At 65.1% G+C, this 19,243-nt stretch carries 16 protein-coding genes and 1 pseudogene; 6 read left to right on the plus strand and 11 right to left on the minus strand.

Annotated elements, in window-relative coordinates; all coding sequences use genetic code 11:
- Nucleotides 1-214: 214 nt before the first annotated feature.
- The 3 genes from mltG (at nt 215) to gmk (ending at nt 3,222) form a co-directional block, all read left to right on the plus strand.
- A complete protein-coding gene (gene mltG, locus ACSKB9_RS00830) occupies nt 215-1,465 on the plus strand; it encodes an endolytic transglycosylase MltG (protein ID WP_076831963.1) in 1,251 nt (416 codons plus the stop codon).
- A gap of 212 nt (nt 1,466-1,677) precedes the next feature.
- On the plus strand, nt 1,678-2,565 hold the full coding sequence (locus tag ACSKB9_RS00835; RefSeq protein WP_438071145.1) for a YicC/YloC family endoribonuclease: 888 nt from the start codon (nt 1,678-1,680) through the stop codon (nt 2,563-2,565).
- Between the two features lie 3 nt (nt 2,566-2,568).
- Entirely contained in the window at nt 2,569-3,222 is a 654-nt protein-coding gene (gene gmk, locus ACSKB9_RS00840) for a guanylate kinase (RefSeq protein ID WP_229162328.1), read from the plus strand.
- Nucleotides 3,223-3,281: 59 nt separating this feature from the next.
- Here gmk and ACSKB9_RS00845 read toward each other — a convergent pair whose 3' ends face one another.
- The 8 genes from ACSKB9_RS00845 to lptF all read right to left on the minus strand — a co-directional run bounded on the left by ACSKB9_RS00845 (nt 3,282) and on the right by lptF (nt 13,430).
- Entirely contained in the window at nt 3,282-4,400 is a 1,119-nt protein-coding gene (locus ACSKB9_RS00845; protein ID WP_438071147.1) for a hypothetical protein, read from the minus strand.
- Nucleotides 4,401-4,688: 288 nt separating this feature from the next.
- Nucleotides 4,689-5,747 (minus strand): alcohol dehydrogenase, encoded by a 1,059-nt coding sequence (locus ACSKB9_RS00850; protein ID WP_438071149.1) that lies wholly within the window; start codon nt 5,745-5,747, stop codon nt 4,689-4,691.
- 19 nt (nt 5,748-5,766) lie between these two features.
- Nucleotides 5,767-6,621 carry a 16S rRNA (adenine(1518)-N(6)/adenine(1519)-N(6))-dimethyltransferase RsmA gene (rsmA, locus tag ACSKB9_RS00855; protein ID WP_057019884.1) on the minus strand — a complete coding sequence of 285 codons (855 nt, stop codon included), beginning with the start codon at nt 6,619-6,621 and terminating at the stop codon, nt 5,767-5,769.
- Nucleotides 6,622-7,623: a 4-hydroxythreonine-4-phosphate dehydrogenase PdxA gene (gene pdxA, locus ACSKB9_RS00860; protein ID WP_438071151.1), complete on the minus strand. Its 1,002-nt coding sequence runs from the start codon at nt 7,621-7,623 to the stop codon at nt 6,622-6,624.
- Nucleotides 7,624-7,640: 17 nt separating this feature from the next.
- Nucleotides 7,641-8,588 carry a SurA N-terminal domain-containing protein gene (locus ACSKB9_RS00865; protein ID WP_438071153.1) on the minus strand — a complete coding sequence of 316 codons (948 nt, stop codon included), beginning with the start codon at nt 8,586-8,588 and terminating at the stop codon, nt 7,641-7,643.
- Nucleotides 8,589-8,674: 86 nt separating this feature from the next.
- Nucleotides 8,675-11,092, minus strand: coding sequence for an LPS-assembly protein LptD (locus ACSKB9_RS00870; protein ID WP_225159076.1), 2,418 nt, complete (start codon nt 11,090-11,092; stop codon nt 8,675-8,677).
- Between the two features lie 77 nt (nt 11,093-11,169).
- Nucleotides 11,170-12,267: an LPS export ABC transporter permease LptG gene (gene lptG / locus ACSKB9_RS00875; RefSeq protein WP_028335173.1), complete on the minus strand. Its 1,098-nt coding sequence runs from the start codon at nt 12,265-12,267 to the stop codon at nt 11,170-11,172.
- Entirely contained in the window at nt 12,264-13,430 is a 1,167-nt protein-coding gene (gene lptF, locus ACSKB9_RS00880; protein WP_438071155.1) for an LPS export ABC transporter permease LptF, read from the minus strand. The genes lptG and lptF overlap by 4 nt, the downstream gene beginning before the upstream one ends.
- A gap of 370 nt (nt 13,431-13,800) precedes the next feature.
- Here lptF and ACSKB9_RS00885 point away from each other — a divergent pair, with 370 nt between their 5' ends.
- The 3 genes from ACSKB9_RS00885 to ACSKB9_RS00895 all read left to right on the plus strand — a co-directional run bounded on the left by ACSKB9_RS00885 (nt 13,801) and on the right by ACSKB9_RS00895 (nt 16,427).
- Nucleotides 13,801-15,303 (plus strand): leucyl aminopeptidase, encoded by a 1,503-nt coding sequence (locus ACSKB9_RS00885; RefSeq protein WP_438071157.1) that lies wholly within the window; start codon nt 13,801-13,803, stop codon nt 15,301-15,303.
- Nucleotides 15,304-15,318: 15 nt separating this feature from the next.
- On the plus strand, nt 15,319-15,771 hold the full coding sequence (locus tag ACSKB9_RS00890) for a DNA polymerase III subunit chi (protein ID WP_438071159.1): 453 nt from the start codon (nt 15,319-15,321) through the stop codon (nt 15,769-15,771).
- A gap of 101 nt (nt 15,772-15,872) precedes the next feature.
- On the plus strand, nt 15,873-16,427 hold the full coding sequence (locus ACSKB9_RS00895; RefSeq protein WP_083715152.1) for a hypothetical protein: 555 nt from the start codon (nt 15,873-15,875) through the stop codon (nt 16,425-16,427).
- 132 nt (nt 16,428-16,559) lie between these two features.
- Here the strand turns inward: ACSKB9_RS00895 and ACSKB9_RS00900 are convergent, their stop codons facing one another.
- The 3 genes and pseudogenes from ACSKB9_RS00900 to ACSKB9_RS00910 all read right to left on the minus strand — a co-directional run bounded on the left by ACSKB9_RS00900 (nt 16,560) and on the right by ACSKB9_RS00910 (nt 19,188).
- Nucleotides 16,560-18,422, minus strand: a complete 1,863-nt coding sequence (locus ACSKB9_RS00900) for an ABC-F family ATP-binding cassette domain-containing protein (RefSeq protein WP_438071161.1) — start codon at nt 18,420-18,422, stop codon at nt 16,560-16,562.
- Between the two features lie 107 nt (nt 18,423-18,529).
- Nucleotides 18,530-18,712, minus strand: a complete 183-nt coding sequence (locus ACSKB9_RS00905) for a hypothetical protein (RefSeq protein WP_038377182.1) — start codon at nt 18,710-18,712, stop codon at nt 18,530-18,532.
- A gap of 211 nt (nt 18,713-18,923) precedes the next feature.
- Nucleotides 18,924-19,188 (minus strand): annotated as a pseudogene (locus ACSKB9_RS00910) (sulfur globule protein precursor).
- Nucleotides 19,189-19,243: the final 55 nt, after the last annotated feature.

Raw genomic sequence — 19,243 nt, forward strand, 5'->3', positions numbered from 1 at the left:
GCGTTTTCGAGCGAAGTGGGTGCCGGTTCGCGTGAAGAAAACGCGTCGAAAAGAGAATCCAAAGTCCCGTTCCGATTCGATCGGAACGGGACTTTAGAACTAGTCCACCATTTTGCCGTATTCCGCGGTGACTCCTGAATAGCGGGCGTATGCTATTGGCAGGGCAGGGGTTTGTCCGGCCACGATTCAACCGGCAGGATATTGGTTTGCATCGATGAGTGAGAGGCCGCCCATTTCACCGAGGAGTCCACGCGCCGCGCTGGAGCCCGAACAGCTTCCGCCGCCGCCCAAGCGCTCGGATCGCGCCCGCAATCCCTTCGTGATCGTCGGCAATGCCATCTTCACCATCCTGATCATCCTGATGATCGGCGCCGGAGCGACGTACTACTACGGCAAGCAGGCGCTGGAATCGCCGGGACCGCTGCAGGAAGACAAGATCGTCAACATCCCGGCGCGCGCCGGCAAGCGTGACATCGCCGACGTGCTCTCGCGTGAGGGCGTGATCAACGTCAATCCGTGGGTCTTCATCGGCGGCGTGTTCGCGCTGAAGGCAAGCTCCGATCTCAAGCCCGGCGAATATTCGTTCCAGAAGAATGCCAGCCTGCGCGACGTCATCGCCACCATCGTCGACGGCAAGGTGGTGCAGCACGCCATCACGATACCGGAAGGCCTGACCTCCGAGCAGATCGTGACGCGGCTCTCCGACAACGACATCTTCACCGGCTCGGTGCGCGAGATCCCGCGCGAGGGCACGCTGCTGCCGGAGACCTACAAATTCCCGCGCGGCACCACGCGCGACCAGGTGATCCAGCGCCTGCAGCAGGCGCAGAAGCGCGTGCTCGCCGAAATCTGGGAGCGCCGCAACACCGACACGCCGCTGAAATCGCCGGACCAGCTGGTGACGCTGGCCTCGATCGTCGAGAAGGAAACCGGCCGCGCAGACGAGCGCAGCCGCGTCGCCGCCGTGTTCGTCAACCGCCTGCGCCAGCGGATGAAGCTGCAGTCCGATCCGACCATCATCTACGGACTGGTGGGCGGCAAGGGAACGCTGGGCCGTCCGATCAAGCGCAGCGAAATCACGCAGCCGTCGCCCTACAACACCTATGTGATCGACGGCCTGCCGCCCGGACCGATCGCCAATCCCGGCCGCGCCTCGCTGGAGGCGACCGCCAACCCGGCGCGCACCCGCGACCTGTTCTTCGTCGCTGACGGAACCGGCGGCCACGCCTTCACCGAAACCTACGACCAGCACGCGAAGAACGTCGCCAAGCTGCGCGCGTCGGAAAAGCAGATCCAGAACGACACCGTCGAGCCCGCGGATGATCCGGCGCCCGCCGCCGCGACGCCCGGCGCCGACACCAATCCCACGGCGACGACGCCGAAGCCCACCAATCAAAAGAAGCCGCCGCGCGGTCGGCAGGGCGCAGCCCAACAGACCAATTCGCCGCCGGTGGTGCAGCGCTAAAGCGCGATCGTCATCGCGCTTTAGCTTCTTGTTTGAGCATGATCTTTCGGAAAACCGCCACACACTTTTCCGGATCATGCTGTAGCTCTGCATTTTCCGGTGGTGGAACGTAATTCCACTTTCACGGAATCCGTTTTAAGGTCGCACCGGCTCCCCACGAGTCTCGCAGGCTCCGGGTGAGTCCCATATCCTTCTGTTGGAGAGTTCACGCGATGGCGCTGTCGAGCATGACTGGCTTTGCCCGAAGCCATGGCGCAAGCGGTCCCTATACGTTCGAGTGGGAGCTGAAATCGGTCAATGCCAAGGGCTTTGACCTGCGGTTGCGGCTTCCGCCGGGCTGGGACGAACTGGAAGCGCTTGCCAAGAAGCGGGCCGGCGAGCTGCTGTCGCGCGGCACGGTCTACGCCAATCTCAGCGTCAAGCGCACCGACGCGGCGCAGACGATCCGGATCAATGAGGACGTGCTCGCCGCCGTGGTGAAGGTCGCCGGCACGCTCGCGCAGCGGATCGACGCGGTGGCGCCGAGCATCGACGGACTGCTCGGCATCAAGGGCGTCATCGAGGTGGTCGAGCCCGAGAGCAACGAGGACGAGGACAAGGCGGCGCGCGAGGCGGCGGCGATGGCCTTCGAGCAGGCGCTCGGCAGCCTTGTCGAGATGCGCCGCCGCGAGGGCGATGCGCTGGGGCAGATCCTGATGCAGCGGATGGACGAGGTCGAGCGGCTCGCCAGGCGCGCCGAGACCGCTCCCGGCCGCAAGCCCGAGGCGATCAAGGCGCGGCTGGCCGAGCAGATCGCGGCCCTGCTCGAGACGTCCGACCGCTTCGATGCCGACCGCCTGAACCAGGAGGCGATCCTGATCGCCACCAAGGCCGACATCCGCGAGGAACTCGACCGCATCGCCTCGCACGTCGCCCAGGCGCGCGAGATGATCGGCAAGGGCGGTCCGGTCGGGCGCCGGCTCGACTTCCTCGCCCAGGAATTCAATCGCGAGGTAAACACCTGCTGCTCGAAGTCGAACGATGTCGAGCTGACCAACACCGGGCTTGAAATGAAGAACGTGGTCGAGCAGTTCCGCGAACAGGTCCAGAATCTGGAGTGAATGATGACGGCGCAGGGTTTTGACGGCGTTGAGCGGCGCGGACTGATGTTCGTCCTGTCGTCGCCGTCGGGCGCCGGCAAGACGACGCTGTCTCGCATGCTGCTGGAGCGCGAGCCGGGCCTGAAGATGTCGGTGTCGGCGACGACGCGGCCGATGCGGCCGGGCGAGGTCGAGGGCCGCGATTACTTCTTCGTCGACAAGAAGAAGTTCGAGAAGATGGTCGAGCACGGTGAACTGCTCGAATGGGCCACCGTATTCGACAACCGCTACGGCACGCCGCGTGCGCCGGTCGAGGCCGCCCTAGCGGTGGGGCAGGATGTTCTGTTCGATATCGACTGGCAGGGCACGCAACAGCTCCACCAGAAAGCCAGCGCCGATGTGGTGCGGGTGTTCATCCTGCCGCCGTCGGCCGCCGATCTCGAGAGGCGGCTGCATACCCGGGCGCAGGATTCGGAAGAGGTCATCCGCGGACGGATGAGCCGCGCCAGCCATGAGCTGAGCCATTGGGCGGAATACGACTACATCGTCGTCAACCACAACGTCGACGATGCCTTTGCCGAGGTGCAGTCGATCCTGAAGGCCGAGCGCCTCAAGCGCGAGCGCCGCACCGGCCTTACCGAATTCGTGCGCGGCCTGCAGCGTCAGCTCGAGAAGTAGCGCGTTGCGGACGTGATGCGAGCGCATCACGTACGTTTGCATTTTTTCCTAAGCGGACCTTAGTTCGTCGCGCTGCGCGCAAGCCGCTGCAGCATCGCGGCGATCTGCTTGTTGTCCTGCTCCCTTTGATCCCGATCACGCGTAGTCTCGCGACGTGGAGCTGGCTTCTCGGCGCGGCGTGGAGCGGGCGTCTCGGCGCGGCGTGGAGCGGGCGTCTCCGCACGGCGCGGAGCGGGCGTCTCCGCACGGCGCGGAACGGGCGTCTCGGCGCGGCGCGGCGCAGCCTCGGACAGCCGCAGCGGACGATCCCGGCTGACAACCGCCATCGGGGGCGCCGGCTCGGTGTGCAGCGAATTCCACGGCGCCTGCCACTCATCCTCGGTCTCGTAAGGCGGCGTACGCGTGCGGGTCAGCCGGAACACCAGCGTGCTGACCAGGCCGGCCAGCGCCAGGGCACCAACCATCACGATCAGCAGCATCTGCGTCGACGACGGTGACTTCTCCACGGACGCTTCGGCCGAGGCGGGGGCGGCAGGCGCCGGCGCTTGTTGCGGCGTCGCATCTGCCTGCGCGACCGCGGTCGGCTGGTCTGCGGCGCGCCGGGTTCCGTTGGTTCCGGCCATGCTCGATGCATCCAGCCATCTGGCGTTCACGTCGGACGACTGCGCGTTGGTACCGGCGGGCGTGGCTGCCGGGTCGGGCGTCGCTGCCGTCCCGCCGGCCTGGCTGGCGTCGGCGCTTGGCGCAGGTACGGCTGCGACCTGCGGCGAGGGCCATTCGGCATGGGCATCGGCGACTGATCTGCGCATCGCCGGCTGCTGCGGCGCGGGCTGGCTCTGCGGCGTCGGCTGGCTCTGTGGCGGCGTCGCCTCGGCCGTTGTGGTATCGGGCGCTGCTGGCGGCTGCTGCGTGCTCGTCGTCGCCGTCTTGGCGGCCTTGTTCTTGGCCTCGTTCTTGGCCTCGCCGAGATACCAGCACTTCTTCTTGCTGCGATCGAGATGGTAGAACCAGTGGCTTCCCGCAGGCGCGGTTCCCTTGGGCGCGGCCAGGCAGGTGTCCGCCGTGCTGTTGGTGCTATTGGCCGTATTGGCGGCGGTCTGGGCCATGGCGCTGCAACTGGCGCCGGCCAGGATGCTGGCGGCAAGCGCCGCAGCGAATTTCGCTGAACGATTTGACATACGCGTCCCCGGTATCTCTTTAACGCAAACGCTGGAGATCCCAATCTCGGCAAAGAGTTGGGTCGCAATGCGCCGCAAATCCGGAACGGGTAGGGCTTAATTGGGGCTCGCGGCGTGCCGCAATTGCGGCGAGCCCGAGGCCGCGGAACGTGAACCGAACGATGGCTTGGTTCGACCGTCAGGTTCCATCGGAGCGGCCGCGTCCCGCCGGTGGTAGCAGCACCGGCGGGACGTCATGTCTCAGCGTGATCTTTCGGAAAACCGCGTGACGCTTTTCCGGATCATGCTCTAGTTCTTCAGGACGATGCGTCCGACGACCTTGCCGGCGCGCAGCTCGTCGATCCATTTCTGGACGTCGGCCATCGGCGCTTCCTTCATCGGCGTCGGCTTGATCTTGCTAGCGCGGGCGAGCGCCATCAATTCCTGACCTTCGGCCAGCGTGCCGACCATGAAGCCTTCGATGGTCATGCGCTTGTACACCCACTGCACCATCGGCAGCGTGAACTGGCCGCCCATCAGGCCGGACACCACGATCTTGCCGCCGCGCGCGACCGTCGACACCGCAAACGCCATCGACTTCTCGTTGCCGGCAAAGTCGACGACGCCGTCGAAGCCGCCGTCGCTCTCCTTCAGCATGCGCTTGACGACATCGGGCTCTGCCGGGTCATAGGCGGCCGCCGCGCCGTTCTTCAGCGCGGTCTCGCGCGCCGCGGGGCTGAGATCGGCAACCGTGATCGGCTGCTTGAACATCGCCTGCGCGAATGACAGGCCCATCATGCCGACGCCGCCAAGGCCGATCAGCAGCAAATTGCGTTGGCGCGGACGATCGACCAGGCGCTTCAGCGCGCCATAGGCGGTGACACCGGAGCACATCAGGGTGGCGGCCTGGTTGACCGGCAGCGGATCGTAATCGAGCAGGTATTTTGCGTCGGGCACCAGCACGTGGGTGGCGAAGCCGCCGTCGATCGAGACGCCGAGGAAGCGCTGCTTGACGCAGAGGTTCTCGTCGCCGGCGAGGCAGTCGCGGCACTGGCCGCAGCCGATCCAGGGGAAGACGGCCTTCTTCGTCCCGATCAGATCCTTCGGCGCATCGGGGCCGACCTCGTCGACCACGCCCGCGATCTCATGGCCGAGCGTGAAGGGCAGGGTCATGCCGCGGGTGGTGTCGAGCTTCTTGCCGCCGCCGAGATCGGCGTAGCCGTCCTGGATGTGGAGATCGGAATGGCACAGGCCGCAGCGCTCGATGCGCACCAGTACTTCGCGTCCCTGGGGCTTCGGCGTGTCGACGATGGTTTCGCACAGCGGTGCATCGAATTTGACGAGGGATTGGCGAACCATACGCGCCATTACGTTTTCTCCTGTTGTTCTATTTTGTGGCCCGTATATCGGCCAATTCCCGGGCCATGGCAACAAAGCCCGCGACCGGAATGGTTTCGGCGCGCCGTGTCGCGTCGATATCGGCTGCGGCAGCAAGCCGCGCCGGATCGACCGACAGCGATTTCAAACTCTGGCGCAGCATCTTGCGGCGCTGGCCGAAGGCGGCGGCTGCGACCTGCTCGAGCATGCGGCGGTCGCACGGCTCGGGCGCGGCGCGCGGTATCAATCGTACCACCGAGGACGTGACCTTCGGTTGCGGCACGAAGGCCGCGGGCGAGATGTCGAACAGGATCTTGGTCTCGGCGCGCCAGTTGGCGAGCACCGCGAGCCGGCCATACGCCTCCTCGTCCTCATGGGCGACGATGCGCTCGGCGACCTCGCGCTGGAACATCAGGACCATCATGTCGTACCAGGGCGGCCACGGCTCGATCGACAGCCAGTCGACCAGCAGCTGGGTCGCGATGTTGTAGGGCAGGTTGGCGACGATCTTGGCCTTGGCGCCATCGAGCAAGGGACGCGGGTCAAAGCGCTGCGCGTCGCCATGCACGATCTCGATGCGGCCGGGATAGCGCTTGGCGATATAGTCGAGCGCAGCCAGCGCCCGCTCGTCGCGCTCGATGGCGATCACGCGCTTGGCACCCAGCGCAAGCAGCGCGCGCGTCAAGCCGCCGGGACCGGGGCCGACCTCGATCACGGTGGAGTCTTCCAGCGGGCCCGCGGCGCGGGCAATGCGCGCGGTGAGGTTGAGATCGAGCAGAAAATTCTGGCCGAGCGATTTGCGCGCCGACAGCGAATGTTCGCGAATGACGTCGCGCAGCGGCGGCAGATCGTCGATCGTGCTCACTTAGCTTGATGCCGCGGCCATGCGCGCGGCGAGCCGGAGGGCGGCGATCAGGCTCGACGGATTGGCCTTGCCGGTGCCGGCGATATCGAATGCGGTGCCGTGATCGGGCGAGGTCCGGATGAAGGGCAGCCCCAGCGTGACGTTGACGGCGTCCTCGAACGCGACGGTCTTGATCGGGATCAGCGCCTGGTCGTGATACATGCAGATCGCGCAGTCGTAGGTCTTGCGCGCGGCTGCGTGGAACATGGTGTCGGCCGGCAGCGGGCCTCGGACGGCAATGCCGTCGCGGCGCAGGATCTCGACCGCGGGCGCGACGATCTCGACGTCTTCCATGCCGAGCGTGCCGTCTTCGCCGGCATGCGGATTGAGGCCGGCAATGGCGAGCCGCGGCGCTGCGAGGCCGAACCGCGCCTTCATGTCCGCGACCACGATCCGCGCGGTCGACACGATCAGGTCGGTCGTCAATTGCGCCAGCGCCTCGCGGACCGACACATGGATCGTAACCGGGACAACGGCGAGCGCCGGTGACCACAGCATCATCACCGGCTGCGGCGCGCGCCCGCCGCTTGCGGCAAGCTCGGCCAAGAACTCTGTATGGCCGGGATGTCGGAAGCCGGCGCGGTACAGCACGTTCTTGGCGATCGGATTGGTGACGACGGCGCTGGCCTTACCGGCGGCGACATCGGCGACGGCCTGCCGGATCGATGCCAGCGCCGCATCGGCACTCGTGTCGTCGGGCTGGCCCGGTCGCGCCGTCGCCGTCTTGCCGGTCGCAACCACGGGAAGGGCGCGTGCGAACGTCGTGGATGCCTCCGCGGCGCTGACCTCGGCCAACTCGACGGCAAGCCCGAGCGTCTTGGCGCGTTCGGCAAGCGCGGCGCGGTCGCCCAGCAGATAGAACGGCGGGAGATCGAGTTCGCGGCGGCGCAGCCATGCGGCGAGCGTGATGTCGGGGCCGATGCCTGCGGGCTCGCCGGATGTAAGTGCGAGAGGTTGAGCCATGCGTCAACGATAGTCGATCATCGCCCGCCTGGATATTCGATCATCGCGGCTTTTCGGACTTCCTGCAGGTAGGCCTTCGACTTCGCCTCGTACTTCTGCACGTACATCTTGTCGCGCATCTCACGCTTCTTCGGCGTGTCGACGGTGGTTGCCTTCCTGCCGCAGAGGGCGACCATTTCAACGCCCTGCTTGGTGACCTCGGGAGGGGTGAGGTGGCCGACCGGGGTCTTGTCCAGGATGTCGCGCAGCGACTGCGGCAGGTCGGCCGAGGTCTTCACGACGATCTCGCGGATCGCGGCGTTGCGCATCGACTTGAAGAAGGTGTTGGCTTCCTCGCAACTGGTGACGCGCTCGCGCAGGCTGTCCGCTTCCTTGCGGCGTCCCTCGAACTCCGACTGCGGCGCGCCGCGGGGCACGATCAGAACGACCGGCTGCATCCTGTATTCGAATGCCTCGGCCTCAGCCGCGCCTCCGGTCTCCTTGACCGCGTTGGCCACGTCCTTTTCGCCAACCTGCAGGCTTTCCTTGAAGCGGCCGCGGACCAGGCTGGTCCAGACCATGTCGGCCCTGATGCGTTGCTTCAGCGTGTCCGGGCGGATGCCCTTGCCCTCGAGCACCTTGGTGAGTTGGTCGCCGGAAAGCCGCATCCGCTGCGCCATGCCGCCGAAGGACTGGTCGATATCGCCGGCGGAGGGATCGACGCCGAATTTCTTGGCTTCCTTGATCTTCAGCTTCTCATCGATCAGCTCGTCGAGGACGGTCTTCCGATCAGGCGTCTTGCCGCCGGTCAGGGCGTTCAGCTTGGCGCGCTGCTCGATGTCGTAATTGGTGATGGGCTCGCCATTGACCATCACGGCGATGGTCTGGGCATACAGTCGCGCGCCGCCTCCGAACAGGAGGAAAAGAGCCAGCAGGGAACTCAACACTAGCTGATGGCGGCGCGTTGGCAGGCTAGCGGTCGTCATTATCGTCATGTCAGCCGTTTAAACCAATTCAAGCCGGAGCCACAGGCCCGCAGGCAATCCAAGCACCCCGCCAGACCGCTCGCTCGCTACTGCATGCCAGCCGAACTGCTGGACGTGGAGGTCTGCGCGATCGTCCGCAGCCCGATCTGGAACATGAACGCGTGGCTGAGGACGGGCGGCGTCGAGCCGGCCTGATAGGTATAGGACGTGACATAGTTGGCGGCCAGCACGAAGCAGTCGTCCACATAGCCCGCGCCGAACGCGTACTGGTTGATTTTGTTCGCTTCAAGGTCCCAGCGCGCCGCGCCCTGAACCACCCAGTTCGCCGCCACCTTGATCGATCCGCTGGCGAGGATGCCTTCGCGGCGCGTCAAATAGCCAAGCTCCGGCTGCGCGGCATAGTCGCCGTACATCAGGCTGACCGACCAGCGGTCGAAGTTCGCGCTGGCCTGGGCCTCGAACCGGTTGATGTTCCAGGTCGCCTCGTCCATCCGCGAGCGGACGCTGAACGTGTAGGTGCGGTTGGGCGAGTAGGCGAGGCTCGCGACATAGTCCGAACGCGGATTCTGCAGGCCGGAATCGATGCCGGTGTTGGTGACGTCCGCGACTGCGAACGAGTTCAACCCGAACATCTGGTAGGACTGTCCGAACATCGCCTTGACGCTGCCGCCGCGATCGAACTGCGTGGTGGCCTGCACGCCGACATTGGCGCGGCTGCCGCCTTCGACGCGGTCGTAGCCGGAGAACTTGTCGATCGCGAACAGGTTCGAGGTATCGAACACCAGGCTCTGCGCGTCCTCGTTCGGAAGCTTGCCGGCGCTGGGTTCGTCGGGCCGGATGATGACCTGCGCAATCGGCTCGATGGTCGTCGTGCCCCACGGCTGCACGTTGATGAAGGGGTAGCGGTATTCGAAGCCGACGGTCGGCATCAGGCGGACCGTCTGGGTGTCGCCGACCGGCAGGAAGTTGGAAACGCCCGGCTGGTTCGAGATGTCGGCGTTGATGGCATCGGCGCGGACGCCGACGAACGGCGTCCAGATCTGGCCGAGCGGGTCGGTATAGGATTTACGCCACTGCGCCTCGGCGGTCAGCCTTGTGTAGGTGCCCGGCATGCCGCGCAGCAGGCACTGCGACGGCGTGCGCGCCATCGGGTCCGCGGATGTGGTCAGGCACAGGCCGTTGGTGTTGGCCGTCGTCGTGATCGGGTCGAACACCGCGGTTTCGCGGGTCAGGTTGGTGAAGTTCACCTTGTAACTGAACTCGCCACCGAAGATCGGGCTGTTGATCACGTTGTTGTAGTCGATAACAGGCGCGACCACCGGAACCTGGTTCTGGTTGCCGGAGTAGCTGAGATAATAGATCGCGCGTGCGTCGAAGAAGCTGCGGTTGCCGACGCCGGTCAGATAGAGCTGCGAGATCGCCTCGGTCGGCAGCGACAGGAACGATCCGAACGGATCCTTGTACTGGGCCAGCCGGTAATCGGACATGAAGTAGTAGTCGGACAGCAGCACGCCGTCCCAGCCCCAGGTCCATTTGTCGTTCAGCGCGAACTGACCCTTGGTCTCGATGCCGCCGCGGAACTGGCGGTCACCGGGCTGGCCCTTGAAAGCGTCCTGATCGAGTTGGTCGATGCCGTAGAGCCGGATCTGGTAGGCGCCGTTCGACAGACGCTGGCGGAATTCGCCCTGGAACAGCACGCCCTGCTTCGAGGTGATGCGCGGATTGAACGTCGCGTCGAAGTCCGGCGCGAGCGCGAAGTAATAGGGGATTTCGACGCCGACGCCGAACGCCGAATACGTGGTGAAGCCCGGCATCAGGAAGCCGCTCTTGCGCTTCACGGTCGGATCGGGCGTCGAGAAATAGGGCAGATACGCCATCGGAACGCCGAAGAATTCGAGCTGGGCGTTCTCGAAATAGAGCATCTTCTCGGTCTGGTTATGGATGATGCGCGCGCCCTTGACCTGCCAGAGCGGCGGCTTCTTCGGATCATCCTTACAGGGCGCACAGGCGGTATAAACGCCGTTGTCGAACACCGTGTAATTGCCGCTGGACCGATCGGCGCGGGTCGCCGCCATGCGGGTCTGGTCTTCCGTGTCGACGCGCAGCGAATCGACGAACCCGTCGCGGTAGTCGTCGCTGAGATCAAGGATGTTGGCGTAGGTGATCTTGCCTTCCGCATCGGTCATGCGGATGTTGCCTTCGGCATGAAGACGCTTGGTCTTCTGATCGTAGATGACCTTGTCGGCCTCGACGCTGGTGCCGTTGTAGAACATCTGGACGTTGCCGACGGCCGAGATGCGCTGGTTGTTGTAGTCGTAATCGACCTCGGTCGCCTGAACCAGCATCTGCCCGTCATTCTTGGCTGGCGGGCGGGGCGGCTTCGGCGGACGCGGATTATAGGTGAAGGCCTGCGCGGCAGCCGGCGTCGACGCGACAACGTCGAGCGCGCTGACCACGACGAACGCGGCGAGGAGAGCTGAGATCGAAACGCCAAACGCGGCCATGCGGCTCCGTTGACGGCGCAGGACACTGCGCCGCCCGAGAGCAGGCGACCTCAACTGGCGGGCGGCGACGATAGCCACTACCCGTCCTCCTGGTACAGCAAGGCTAAGAAACCGGTGAGGCTGCCCACAACGACAGGCAACCACGCCGCAGCGATGGGATGCATCAACTCAGCCTTGCTCAAATCTTCAGTTACTTTCGACAGCACGTAGAGCAGAAAGCCTGCGCCCACGCCACTCAAAACCATCTTCTGCACGCCGCCCATCCGAAAGAAGCGGAGGCTCACAGAAGCCGCCAACATCACCATCGCAGCCAGCAAAAACGGCTGTGCGATGAGCTTGTGATACTGCAAGCGATAGCCAGCCGTCGCGAACCCTGAGCTCTCCGACGAACGGATGTAGTTCGGCAGTTGCCAAAAGGACACAGTTTCCGGGGTGGAGAAACTGTTGCGCACCTGTGCCGGGGTAAGGGTGGTGGTCAGGTAGAAGGTGTCCTGATCCACCGGAGGCTTATCGAGGGTGAATCGGCGCACGCCCTTGAACACCCAACGGCCGTCTTCGAGCGCCGCTTCGCGCGCTTCGATTCGCTCCTTGAACTGGAGCGCCGTATCGAATCGGAACACGGTGAGGCCGGTCAGCCGCACGCCCTGCTGCTCGCTGCGGGCCGCATTGATGATCGCCTGACCCTCGTCGTTGATCTGGTTCAGCCAGAAGCCGGACGCGTCCTGAATGCCGCCGCCGGGCGCCGAGCCGAACAGCTCGGCTTCCATCCGTTTGGACAGCTCGCGCAGATTGGCCGATACCGGATTGTAGGCGGTGGTCGCGAAGATGCCGAGCATGATCGCACTGGCCAGCGCCGGCGAGATGAATTGCCAGGCCGAGACGCCGGCGGCGCGGGCCACGACGAGCTCCAGCCGCCGCGACAAGGCGAGGTAGCAGGTCATGGCGCCGATCAGCACGCAGAACGGCATCAGCTTCTCGAGCAACTGCGGCACCCGGAATAGCGAAGTCTCCGCGACCGTGATCGCGGAGGCCGAGACGAGGCCCGACGTCTTGCGCACCATCTCGATGTAGTCGACCAGCACGAGCAGCACGAAGATGCCTGCGAACACGCCCACCGCCGCGACCACGAAGCGACCGGCGAAATAACGCCCGAGCGTGTTTGTGACCATGCTCATGCGGTTGCCGGCCTCCGGAAGAGGCGCGCAATGCGCTCGTTGTTCCTGTTGATCGCTTCCATCAGCCGCGGCGGCGGCTCGACGACCACGCCGCCGACGATCATCCAGATGCCGACGCCGATGCCGCCGAACAGCATCAGATACTGCACCAGCGCCGCGAGCGGCGTCTTCACCGCCATGACCGAGCAGGCGAACCCGACCATGCGCAGGCCGAACACCGCGAACACCGAGCCGCCGATCGAGAAATTGCGGCTTTGGCGCGTGGTGCGCGGCGCGCCGAGGAAGGCGAAGGTGAGGGCAGCGAACGCAAACGGATAGATCGGCGCCATGAAGCGATCATGCAGCTCCGCGAAGAACTGGCCCGACAGCTGCTGATAGGTCTGATCGTTCTCGTCCGGCCACATCAATTCCCAGAGGTAACGTTCGCGAATCCCAAGCGTGACGTCGCGGCCCTGCGAAAATTTCGACATGTCGAAGGCGTAGCGCTGAAACACCACCAGCGTCGGATCGCGCTTGCCGACCTCGAATCGCTCGAGATTGCCGTCCTCCAGCACGAGATACGAGCCGTTCTCGTTCTTCAGCACGGTGCCGTGGTCGGCGATGATGGTGACGCGCTGCTGCGGATCGCGGCGATCGTCGACGAAGACGCCGCCGAGCACGCCGCCGGGCAGGCGCTCGCGGATGCGAATCGTCAGATTCTGGTCGAGCTGGGCGAAGCGGCCGGGCTGCAAAATGTTGGTCAGCACGTCGGCGGTGATCTCGGCGTCCCACTGCTTGATTCGGCGCATGCCGTCGGGGGCGAGATAGGCGCCGATGAAGGCGACCAGCGCCGCCACCACGCAGGTGGCAAGGAAGAACGGCCGGAACAGCCGGATCGGCGAGAAGCCCGCCGCGTTCATGACGATGATTTCGGAATCGGTCGCGAGCTTGTTCAGCGTATGGGAGATCGCGATCATCAGCGCGATCGGGGCGATGATCAGCACCAGGGCGGGAATCACAAGACCGGTGATGCCAAGGAAGGTGAGGATGGTCTGACCCTGGCTGGTCATCAGGTCGATGCCGCGCAGCGCCTGCGTAATCCAGATCACGCCGGTGAGGCTGACCAGGACAAGCGCAAACGACGCCAGCGTCGTCTTAAAGATGTACTTGTCGATCGACCCCATCGCTACCGCACGACCCCCAAGGCCCCCTGCACGCAACCAAACGCACGGCTCTCGACCATCCCCGTCAACCCGGGTTCCCCTATGGTCGAGCCGCGGACCCGTCCGGCTCACTCTCTAGTCACTCTCTCACTACCATCCCTTTGATCCGTCAACAAAATGGCCGGGCCAAGGCACGCTTAATTTATGGTTAATTAATCGCTTTTGTGGCCTTCCGGCCACTCCGGCGCTTGGCAGCGGCGCAGCCGGCAGGTCATAGTGTATGACAAGCCCGGTCCGGACTGGTTCCGGATCGCCATCGCAATGCTCACCCCGCGTGCCGGAAGGACCGCCTCAGGTCCGAGCAACACCCTGAGTTCTGGAGGATTTTCCTATGTCCGACGCCGTCAAGGTCGGCTTTGTTCCGATCTCCGCGTCCGCTCGCGGTATTCTGGTGGTCTTTTGCGACGACCAATTGAAGCTGGGAGCCGCCACCCGGAAGGCGCTGGGAGCTGCCGCCGAGACGGTCAAGCGGGCCGCGGCCGCCAACCAGTTCAAGGGCAAGAGTGGGGCGGTCCTCGACATCCTGGCGCCGGAGGGAATCAAGGTCGAGCGGCTGATCGTGATCGGCACCGGCAAGGCGGCCGACCTCAAGGAGAAGGATTTTCTCAAGTTTGGCGGCGTGGCGGCCGGCAAGCTCAATGCCGGCAGCGGTTCGATGACCGTGGTCGCGGAACTGCCCGAAGCCGCGATGGCCGCCGGCCAGGCCGCCGCGATCGCCACCGGCATCCGTCTGCGCGCCTACAAGTTCGACCGCTACAAGACCAAGAAGAAGGACGGCGAGGACGGCGCCCTGCGGGCCGACGTCTCGATCGCCGTCGACGATGTTGCCGCCGCCAGGAAGGCCTACGCGCCTGAAGCGTCCGTCGTCGACGGTGTGTATTTGGCGCGTGAGCTCGTCAACGAGCCGCCGAACGTGCTGTATCCCGAGGAATTCGCACGCCGCGCCAGCCAGCTTCGCAAGCTCGGCGTCAGCGTCGAGGTGCTCGACGTCAAGGCGATGACCAAGCTCGGCATGGGCGCGCTGCTCGGCGTCGCGCAGGGATCGGCACGGCCCGGCCGCGCCGTGATCATGCGCTGGAACGGCGGCAAGAAGAGCGAGGCGCCGGTCGCGTTCGTCGGCAAGGGCGTCTGTTTCGACACCGGCGGTATCTCCATCAAGTCGGCCGGCGGCATGGAGGATATGAAGGGTGACATGGGCGGTGCGGCCTGCGTGGTGGGGCTGATGCACGCGCTCGCGGCGCGCAAGGCCCGCGTCAATGCGGTCGGTGCCATCGGCCTTGTCGAGAACATGCCCGACGGCAATGCGCAGCGTCCGGGCGACATCGTCACCTCGATGTCCGGCCAGACCATCGAAATCATCAACACCGACGCCGAGGGACGCCTCGTGCTCGCCGACGTGCTCTGGTACGTCGCCAAGAAGTTCAAGCCGAAATTCATGGTCGATCTGGCCACGCTGACCGGCGCGATCATGGTCGCGCTCGGCACCGATCACGCCGGCATGTTCTCCAACAATGACGAGCTCGCCGAGCGCCTGGCCAAGGTCGGGCTCGAGACCGGCGAGAAGGTGTGGCGCATGCCGCTCGGCCCCGAATACGACAAGCAGATCGATTCGCAATTTGCCGACATGAAGAACACCGGCGGGCGCAACGGCGGCTCGATCACGGCAGCGCAGTTCCTTCAGCGCTTCGTCGACGGCACTCCGTGGGCGCATCTCGACATCGCCGGCACCGCGATGGGCGCGCCGAAGACCGAGATCAATCAGAGCTGGGGTTCGGGTTACGGCGTCCGGCTGCTCGAGCGGCTGGTCTCCGACTATTATGAAGCCAAGAGATAAAGTGTCGGCCGGCGCATGACCGAGGTTCTGTTTTACCACCTGCAGAACATGACGCTGGAGAGCGTGCTGCCGCCGCTGCTCGAGAAGTCGCTCGAGCGCGGCTGGCGCGTGGTCGTGCAATCGACGTCACAGGAGCGTGCCGAGACGCTCGACGCGCATCTGTGGACCTACAGCGACGATTCATTCCTGCCGCACGCAACCTCGCGCGTTGCCGACGCGCAGGACCAGCCGATCATCCTGTCGATCGAGGAGGGCAATCCGAATCGGGCCGATGTCCGCTTCCTGGTCGACAATGCGGCGCTGCCGGCCGACTGCGACAGCTACGAGCGGGTGGTCCTTGTGTTCAACGGCGACGACCCCGACGCGGTGGCCTCGGCCAGGGAAAGCTGGACTGCTTGCAAGGCGCGCGGCTTCGAGGTCACCTATTGGCAGACCGACGAGCGGGGACGCTGGCAGCGGCGCCAATAGAGATAGCGACTAATTAATGATAATTCGACGTTTCTTGGGGCGGGCCACGGTCATGCCGCAAAGTGATGTTCGGACAAGCCCTTAGGTAAGGGGTAGGAGCTTTGTCGATCGTGCGAGACGGAACATTCAGTCGGAAGTCGCTGCTGGCGTTGCTGGTGCTTGCACCGGGACTTGCCGGCTGTTCGGGCGCCGGATCCGATTTGTTTTCGCGCGATGCGGAATGGTTCTCGCGTCCCGGGCGGGTGTTCATCCGCAACATCTCGATCGAATCGCCGCCACTGACGCCGGACAAGCCGGTAACGAACGACGATCTCGTCAGTGCCGACGGCAGCTGTCCAGGCATGGCACCGCCGCCGGGCGCCACCGATGCCAACGCGCAGGCCGGCGGTGCACCGCCGCCGCAGCCAACGGGCGGCAGCGTTGCACTCGGCCACACTGAATGCGACGTCGTGCGCGGCATCGGCGCTCCCGACAGCGTCAACCTGTCCAGTGCTCCGGGCGGCGGGCGCGTTGCGGTCGTGACCTGGTCACGCGGCGCGCGCGCCGGCATCTACACCTTTACCTCGGGGCGCCTATCGTCCGTCGAACGCGGCCCGGATCCCGTGCCCGAGCCGAAGCAGGCGAAGCCGAAGAAGAAAAAGACCTCGCACGGCTAAAGCGTTTTCGCCGCAGCGGCAGGTCGATGCCTGCATGCGCGGGCGTGATACCGGAAAGAATGAGCCCAGGCTCTCTCCACACGTCGTCCCTGCGAAAGCAGGGACGACACCGCTCCGCCCGGTTGGTCAAATCTAATTCGCCGCTTCGTCGAGTTCGGCGCTGGCTTCCAGCCAGTCTTCCTCGGCGCGCTGTAACGCGCTCTCGGCGCCGGCGCGCGCCTTGGTCAGTTGCGCGGCCTGCTTGGGGTCGCGGGTAAAAATATCGGGCAATGCGAGCGCGGTATCGATCTTGGCGATGATGCCGTTGATGCGCTCGATCTCGGCCTCGGCTTGCGCGACCCGCTGCCTGGGTGAAGCACGCTTTTCATTGCGGGCGCGCTCCAGCTTTGCCGGCTCCTTGACGCGCTCGCGCGAGGCCGGCCGGCCGTCATTGGCCGACAGGATCATGCGTCGATACTCGTCGAGATCGCCGTCATAGGCCGTCACGGTCTGGTTCGCCACGACCCACAGGCGGTCGGCGCAGGCCTCGATCAGATAACGATCGTGCGAGACCATCATGACGGCGCCGGGGAATTCGTTGATCGCCTCCGCAAGTGCCGCACGGCTGTCGATATCGAGATGGTTGGTCGGCTCGTCCAGGATGATCATGTTCGGGCCGTAGAACGTCGCAAGCCCGAGCAGCAGCCGCGCCTTCTCGCCGCCCGACAGGCTCCTCACCAGCGTGTCGCCGGCCTTGCCGGAGAAGCCGATCGCACCGACGCGGCCGCGCACCTTGCTCTCCGGCGCCTCCGGCATCAGCTTGCGGATGTGATCATAGGGCGAGCCGTCGAGATTGAGCTCGTCGACCTGGTGCTGAGCGAAATAGCCGACCGACAGCTTGTCGGCCCTCGTGATCCGGCCGGCAAACGGCGCGAGCTTGCCCGCCAGCAGCTTGACCAGCGTCGACTTGCCGTTGCCGTTGGCCCCTAACAGCGCGATGCGGTCGTCGGTATCGACGCGCAGCGTCACGCGATTGAGCACCGGCTTGCCGGGCTCGTAGCCGACCGAGACGTCATCAACCGCGATGATCGGCGGCGACAGCAGCTTCTCCGGCGCCGGGAACGAGATCTCATGAACATCCTGGGTCACCAGCGCGGTGATCGGCTTCATCCGCTCCAGCATCTTCACGCGCGACTGCGCCTGCCGCGCCTTCGAGGCCTTGGCCTTGAAGCGGTCGACGAAATCCTGCAGGCGCTTGCGCTCATCGGCCTGCCGCTTGGCGTGCTTGGCGTCGAGCAACTCGCGCGCGGCGCGCTGTTCCTCGAACGAGGAATAGGTGCCCTTGTAGAGCGTCAGTCTGCCGCGATCGAGGTGCAGGATCTGATCGACCGAGGTGTCCAGCAGGTCGCGATCGTGGCTGATCACGATCACCGTGCGCGGATAGTTGGCGAGGTGGTTCTCGAGCCACAACGTGCCTTCGAGATCGAGATAGTTGGTCGGCTCGTCCAGCAGCAAGAGGTCGGGCGCGGAGAACAGCGTCGCCGCCAGCGCCACGCGCATGCGCCAGCCGCCGGAAAATTCCGCGCACGGCCGCGCCTGGTCTGATGTCGAGAAGCCGAGGCCGGAGAGGATCGCCGCGGCACGGGCGGGCGCGGAATGGGCGTCGATGTCGACCAGCCGGGTCTGGATTTCGGCAATCCGGTGCGGATCGTGCGCCGTCTCGGCCTCGCGCAGCAGCGCGTCGCGCTCGAGATCGGCCTTCAGCACGACGTTGATCAGGCTTTCGGGCCCGTCGGGCGCTTCCTGCGCGAGGCTGCCGATACGCCAGCGCGGCGGAAGCGCGATGCTGCCGCTCTCGGTCGGGATGTCGCCCCGGATGGCGTGAAACAGCGTCGATTTGCCGACGCCGTTGCGGCCGACAAATCCGACGCGGGCTCCGGGTACAATTTGCACCGAACTGTGATCGATCAACAGCCGTCCGGCGATCCGGACCGAGATGTCAGTGATGGAGAGCATGCAGCGTTGTCACCGGACCCGCCGCCAAACGCAACCCCGTCTGTTCGTAAAATCTCTCCCGGAGCTGTTGCAAAAACGCAATTGGGCTGCTGGTCAGCCCTCAACGTCTAATGGCGATCGCCTTCCCGTCGTTGCATCTCATCGAGGAGTTGCTGCAGGCGAGACGAAAGCGCGGGCTCTGGCCGCATGCTTTGCTGAAGCCGTTCGCCTACGGCATCGCAGATGTAACGGCAGGTCTTGTGATCAATCTGATCGGCGTCCTTGTCGATCTTGCTCATTGTCATCGTCATGGCATGTCTCTTGGCGAGTTCCACCTCGCATGTTCGAGTAGCTCCTCGCCATGACAAGTCGCGACCCCGAATTTGGTTTCCGCGCCTTGCTCTCGCCTTGAGGTAGTGGGTCCCATCATATGCCCGGGTTCCCCCGGCGGACCCGAAAAAAGCCCCGGCGCGAGGGCCGGGGCGAGAAGCAAGTCAGGGGAGCAGTCGTCGATTCGATGGATCAGTAGCAGCGGTTGACCAGGCGCCAGCGGGGCCCCCACGGGGTCGGCACCACGCGGCGCACGTCAGCAGCCGCCGCCGTAGCCATAACCGCCGTAATAGGCCGGGCCGCCGACGATGACGCGCGGACCGCCCCACCAGCCGTGGTGCCATCCACCGTGCCAGCCGCCATGCCAACCACCCCACGCAGAAGCGGAGGTCGGGGCGAGCGCGGCGGCACCGAGCGAAACCGCGGCGACGGCGGCAAGCGAGAGTTTGCGTAACATGATCGTCTCCTCGAGGTATGGGCGCGCGCGACGCGCCCGCGGTGACATTTCCCGA

Source organism: Bradyrhizobium sp. BR 1433 (assembly GCF_051547665.1).
Taxonomy (GTDB): Bacteria; Pseudomonadota; Alphaproteobacteria; order Rhizobiales; family Xanthobacteraceae; genus Bradyrhizobium; species Bradyrhizobium australafricanum.

What these genes read in the sequence shown, in the direction of transcription:
- ACSKB9_RS00865 (WP_438071153.1), bottom strand. Translation starts at nt 8,588, where the DNA reads ATGACGACCGCTAGCCTGCCAACGCGCCGCCATCAGCTAGTGTTGAGT.
- ACSKB9_RS00900 (WP_438071161.1), bottom strand. Translation starts at nt 18,422, where the DNA reads ATGCTCTCCATCACTGACATCTCGGTCCGGATCGCCGGACGGCTGTTG.
- ACSKB9_RS00870 (WP_225159076.1), bottom strand. Translation starts at nt 11,092, where the DNA reads ATGGCCGCGTTTGGCGTTTCGATCTCAGCTCTCCTCGCCGCGTTCGTC.
- mltG (WP_076831963.1), top strand. Translation starts at nt 215, where the DNA reads ATGAGTGAGAGGCCGCCCATTTCACCGAGGAGTCCACGCGCCGCGCTG.
- pdxA (WP_438071151.1), bottom strand. Translation starts at nt 7,623, where the DNA reads ATGGCTCAACCTCTCGCACTTACATCCGGCGAGCCCGCAGGCATCGGC.
- ACSKB9_RS00905 (WP_038377182.1), bottom strand. Translation starts at nt 18,712, where the DNA reads ATGACGATGACAATGAGCAAGATCGACAAGGACGCCGATCAGATTGAT.
- lptF (WP_438071155.1), bottom strand. Translation starts at nt 13,430, where the DNA reads ATGGGGTCGATCGACAAGTACATCTTTAAGACGACGCTGGCGTCGTTT.
- ACSKB9_RS00835 (WP_438071145.1), top strand. Translation starts at nt 1,678, where the DNA reads ATGGCGCTGTCGAGCATGACTGGCTTTGCCCGAAGCCATGGCGCAAGC.
- ACSKB9_RS00890 (WP_438071159.1), top strand. Translation starts at nt 15,319, where the DNA reads ATGACCGAGGTTCTGTTTTACCACCTGCAGAACATGACGCTGGAGAGC.
- gmk (WP_229162328.1), top strand. Translation starts at nt 2,569, where the DNA reads ATGACGGCGCAGGGTTTTGACGGCGTTGAGCGGCGCGGACTGATGTTC.
- ACSKB9_RS00845 (WP_438071147.1), bottom strand. Translation starts at nt 4,400, where the DNA reads ATGTCAAATCGTTCAGCGAAATTCGCTGCGGCGCTTGCCGCCAGCATC.
- ACSKB9_RS00850 (WP_438071149.1), bottom strand. Translation starts at nt 5,747, where the DNA reads ATGGCGCGTATGGTTCGCCAATCCCTCGTCAAATTCGATGCACCGCTG.
- lptG (WP_028335173.1), bottom strand. Translation starts at nt 12,267, where the DNA reads ATGAGCATGGTCACAAACACGCTCGGGCGTTATTTCGCCGGTCGCTTC.
- ACSKB9_RS00885 (WP_438071157.1), top strand. Translation starts at nt 13,801, where the DNA reads ATGTCCGACGCCGTCAAGGTCGGCTTTGTTCCGATCTCCGCGTCCGCT.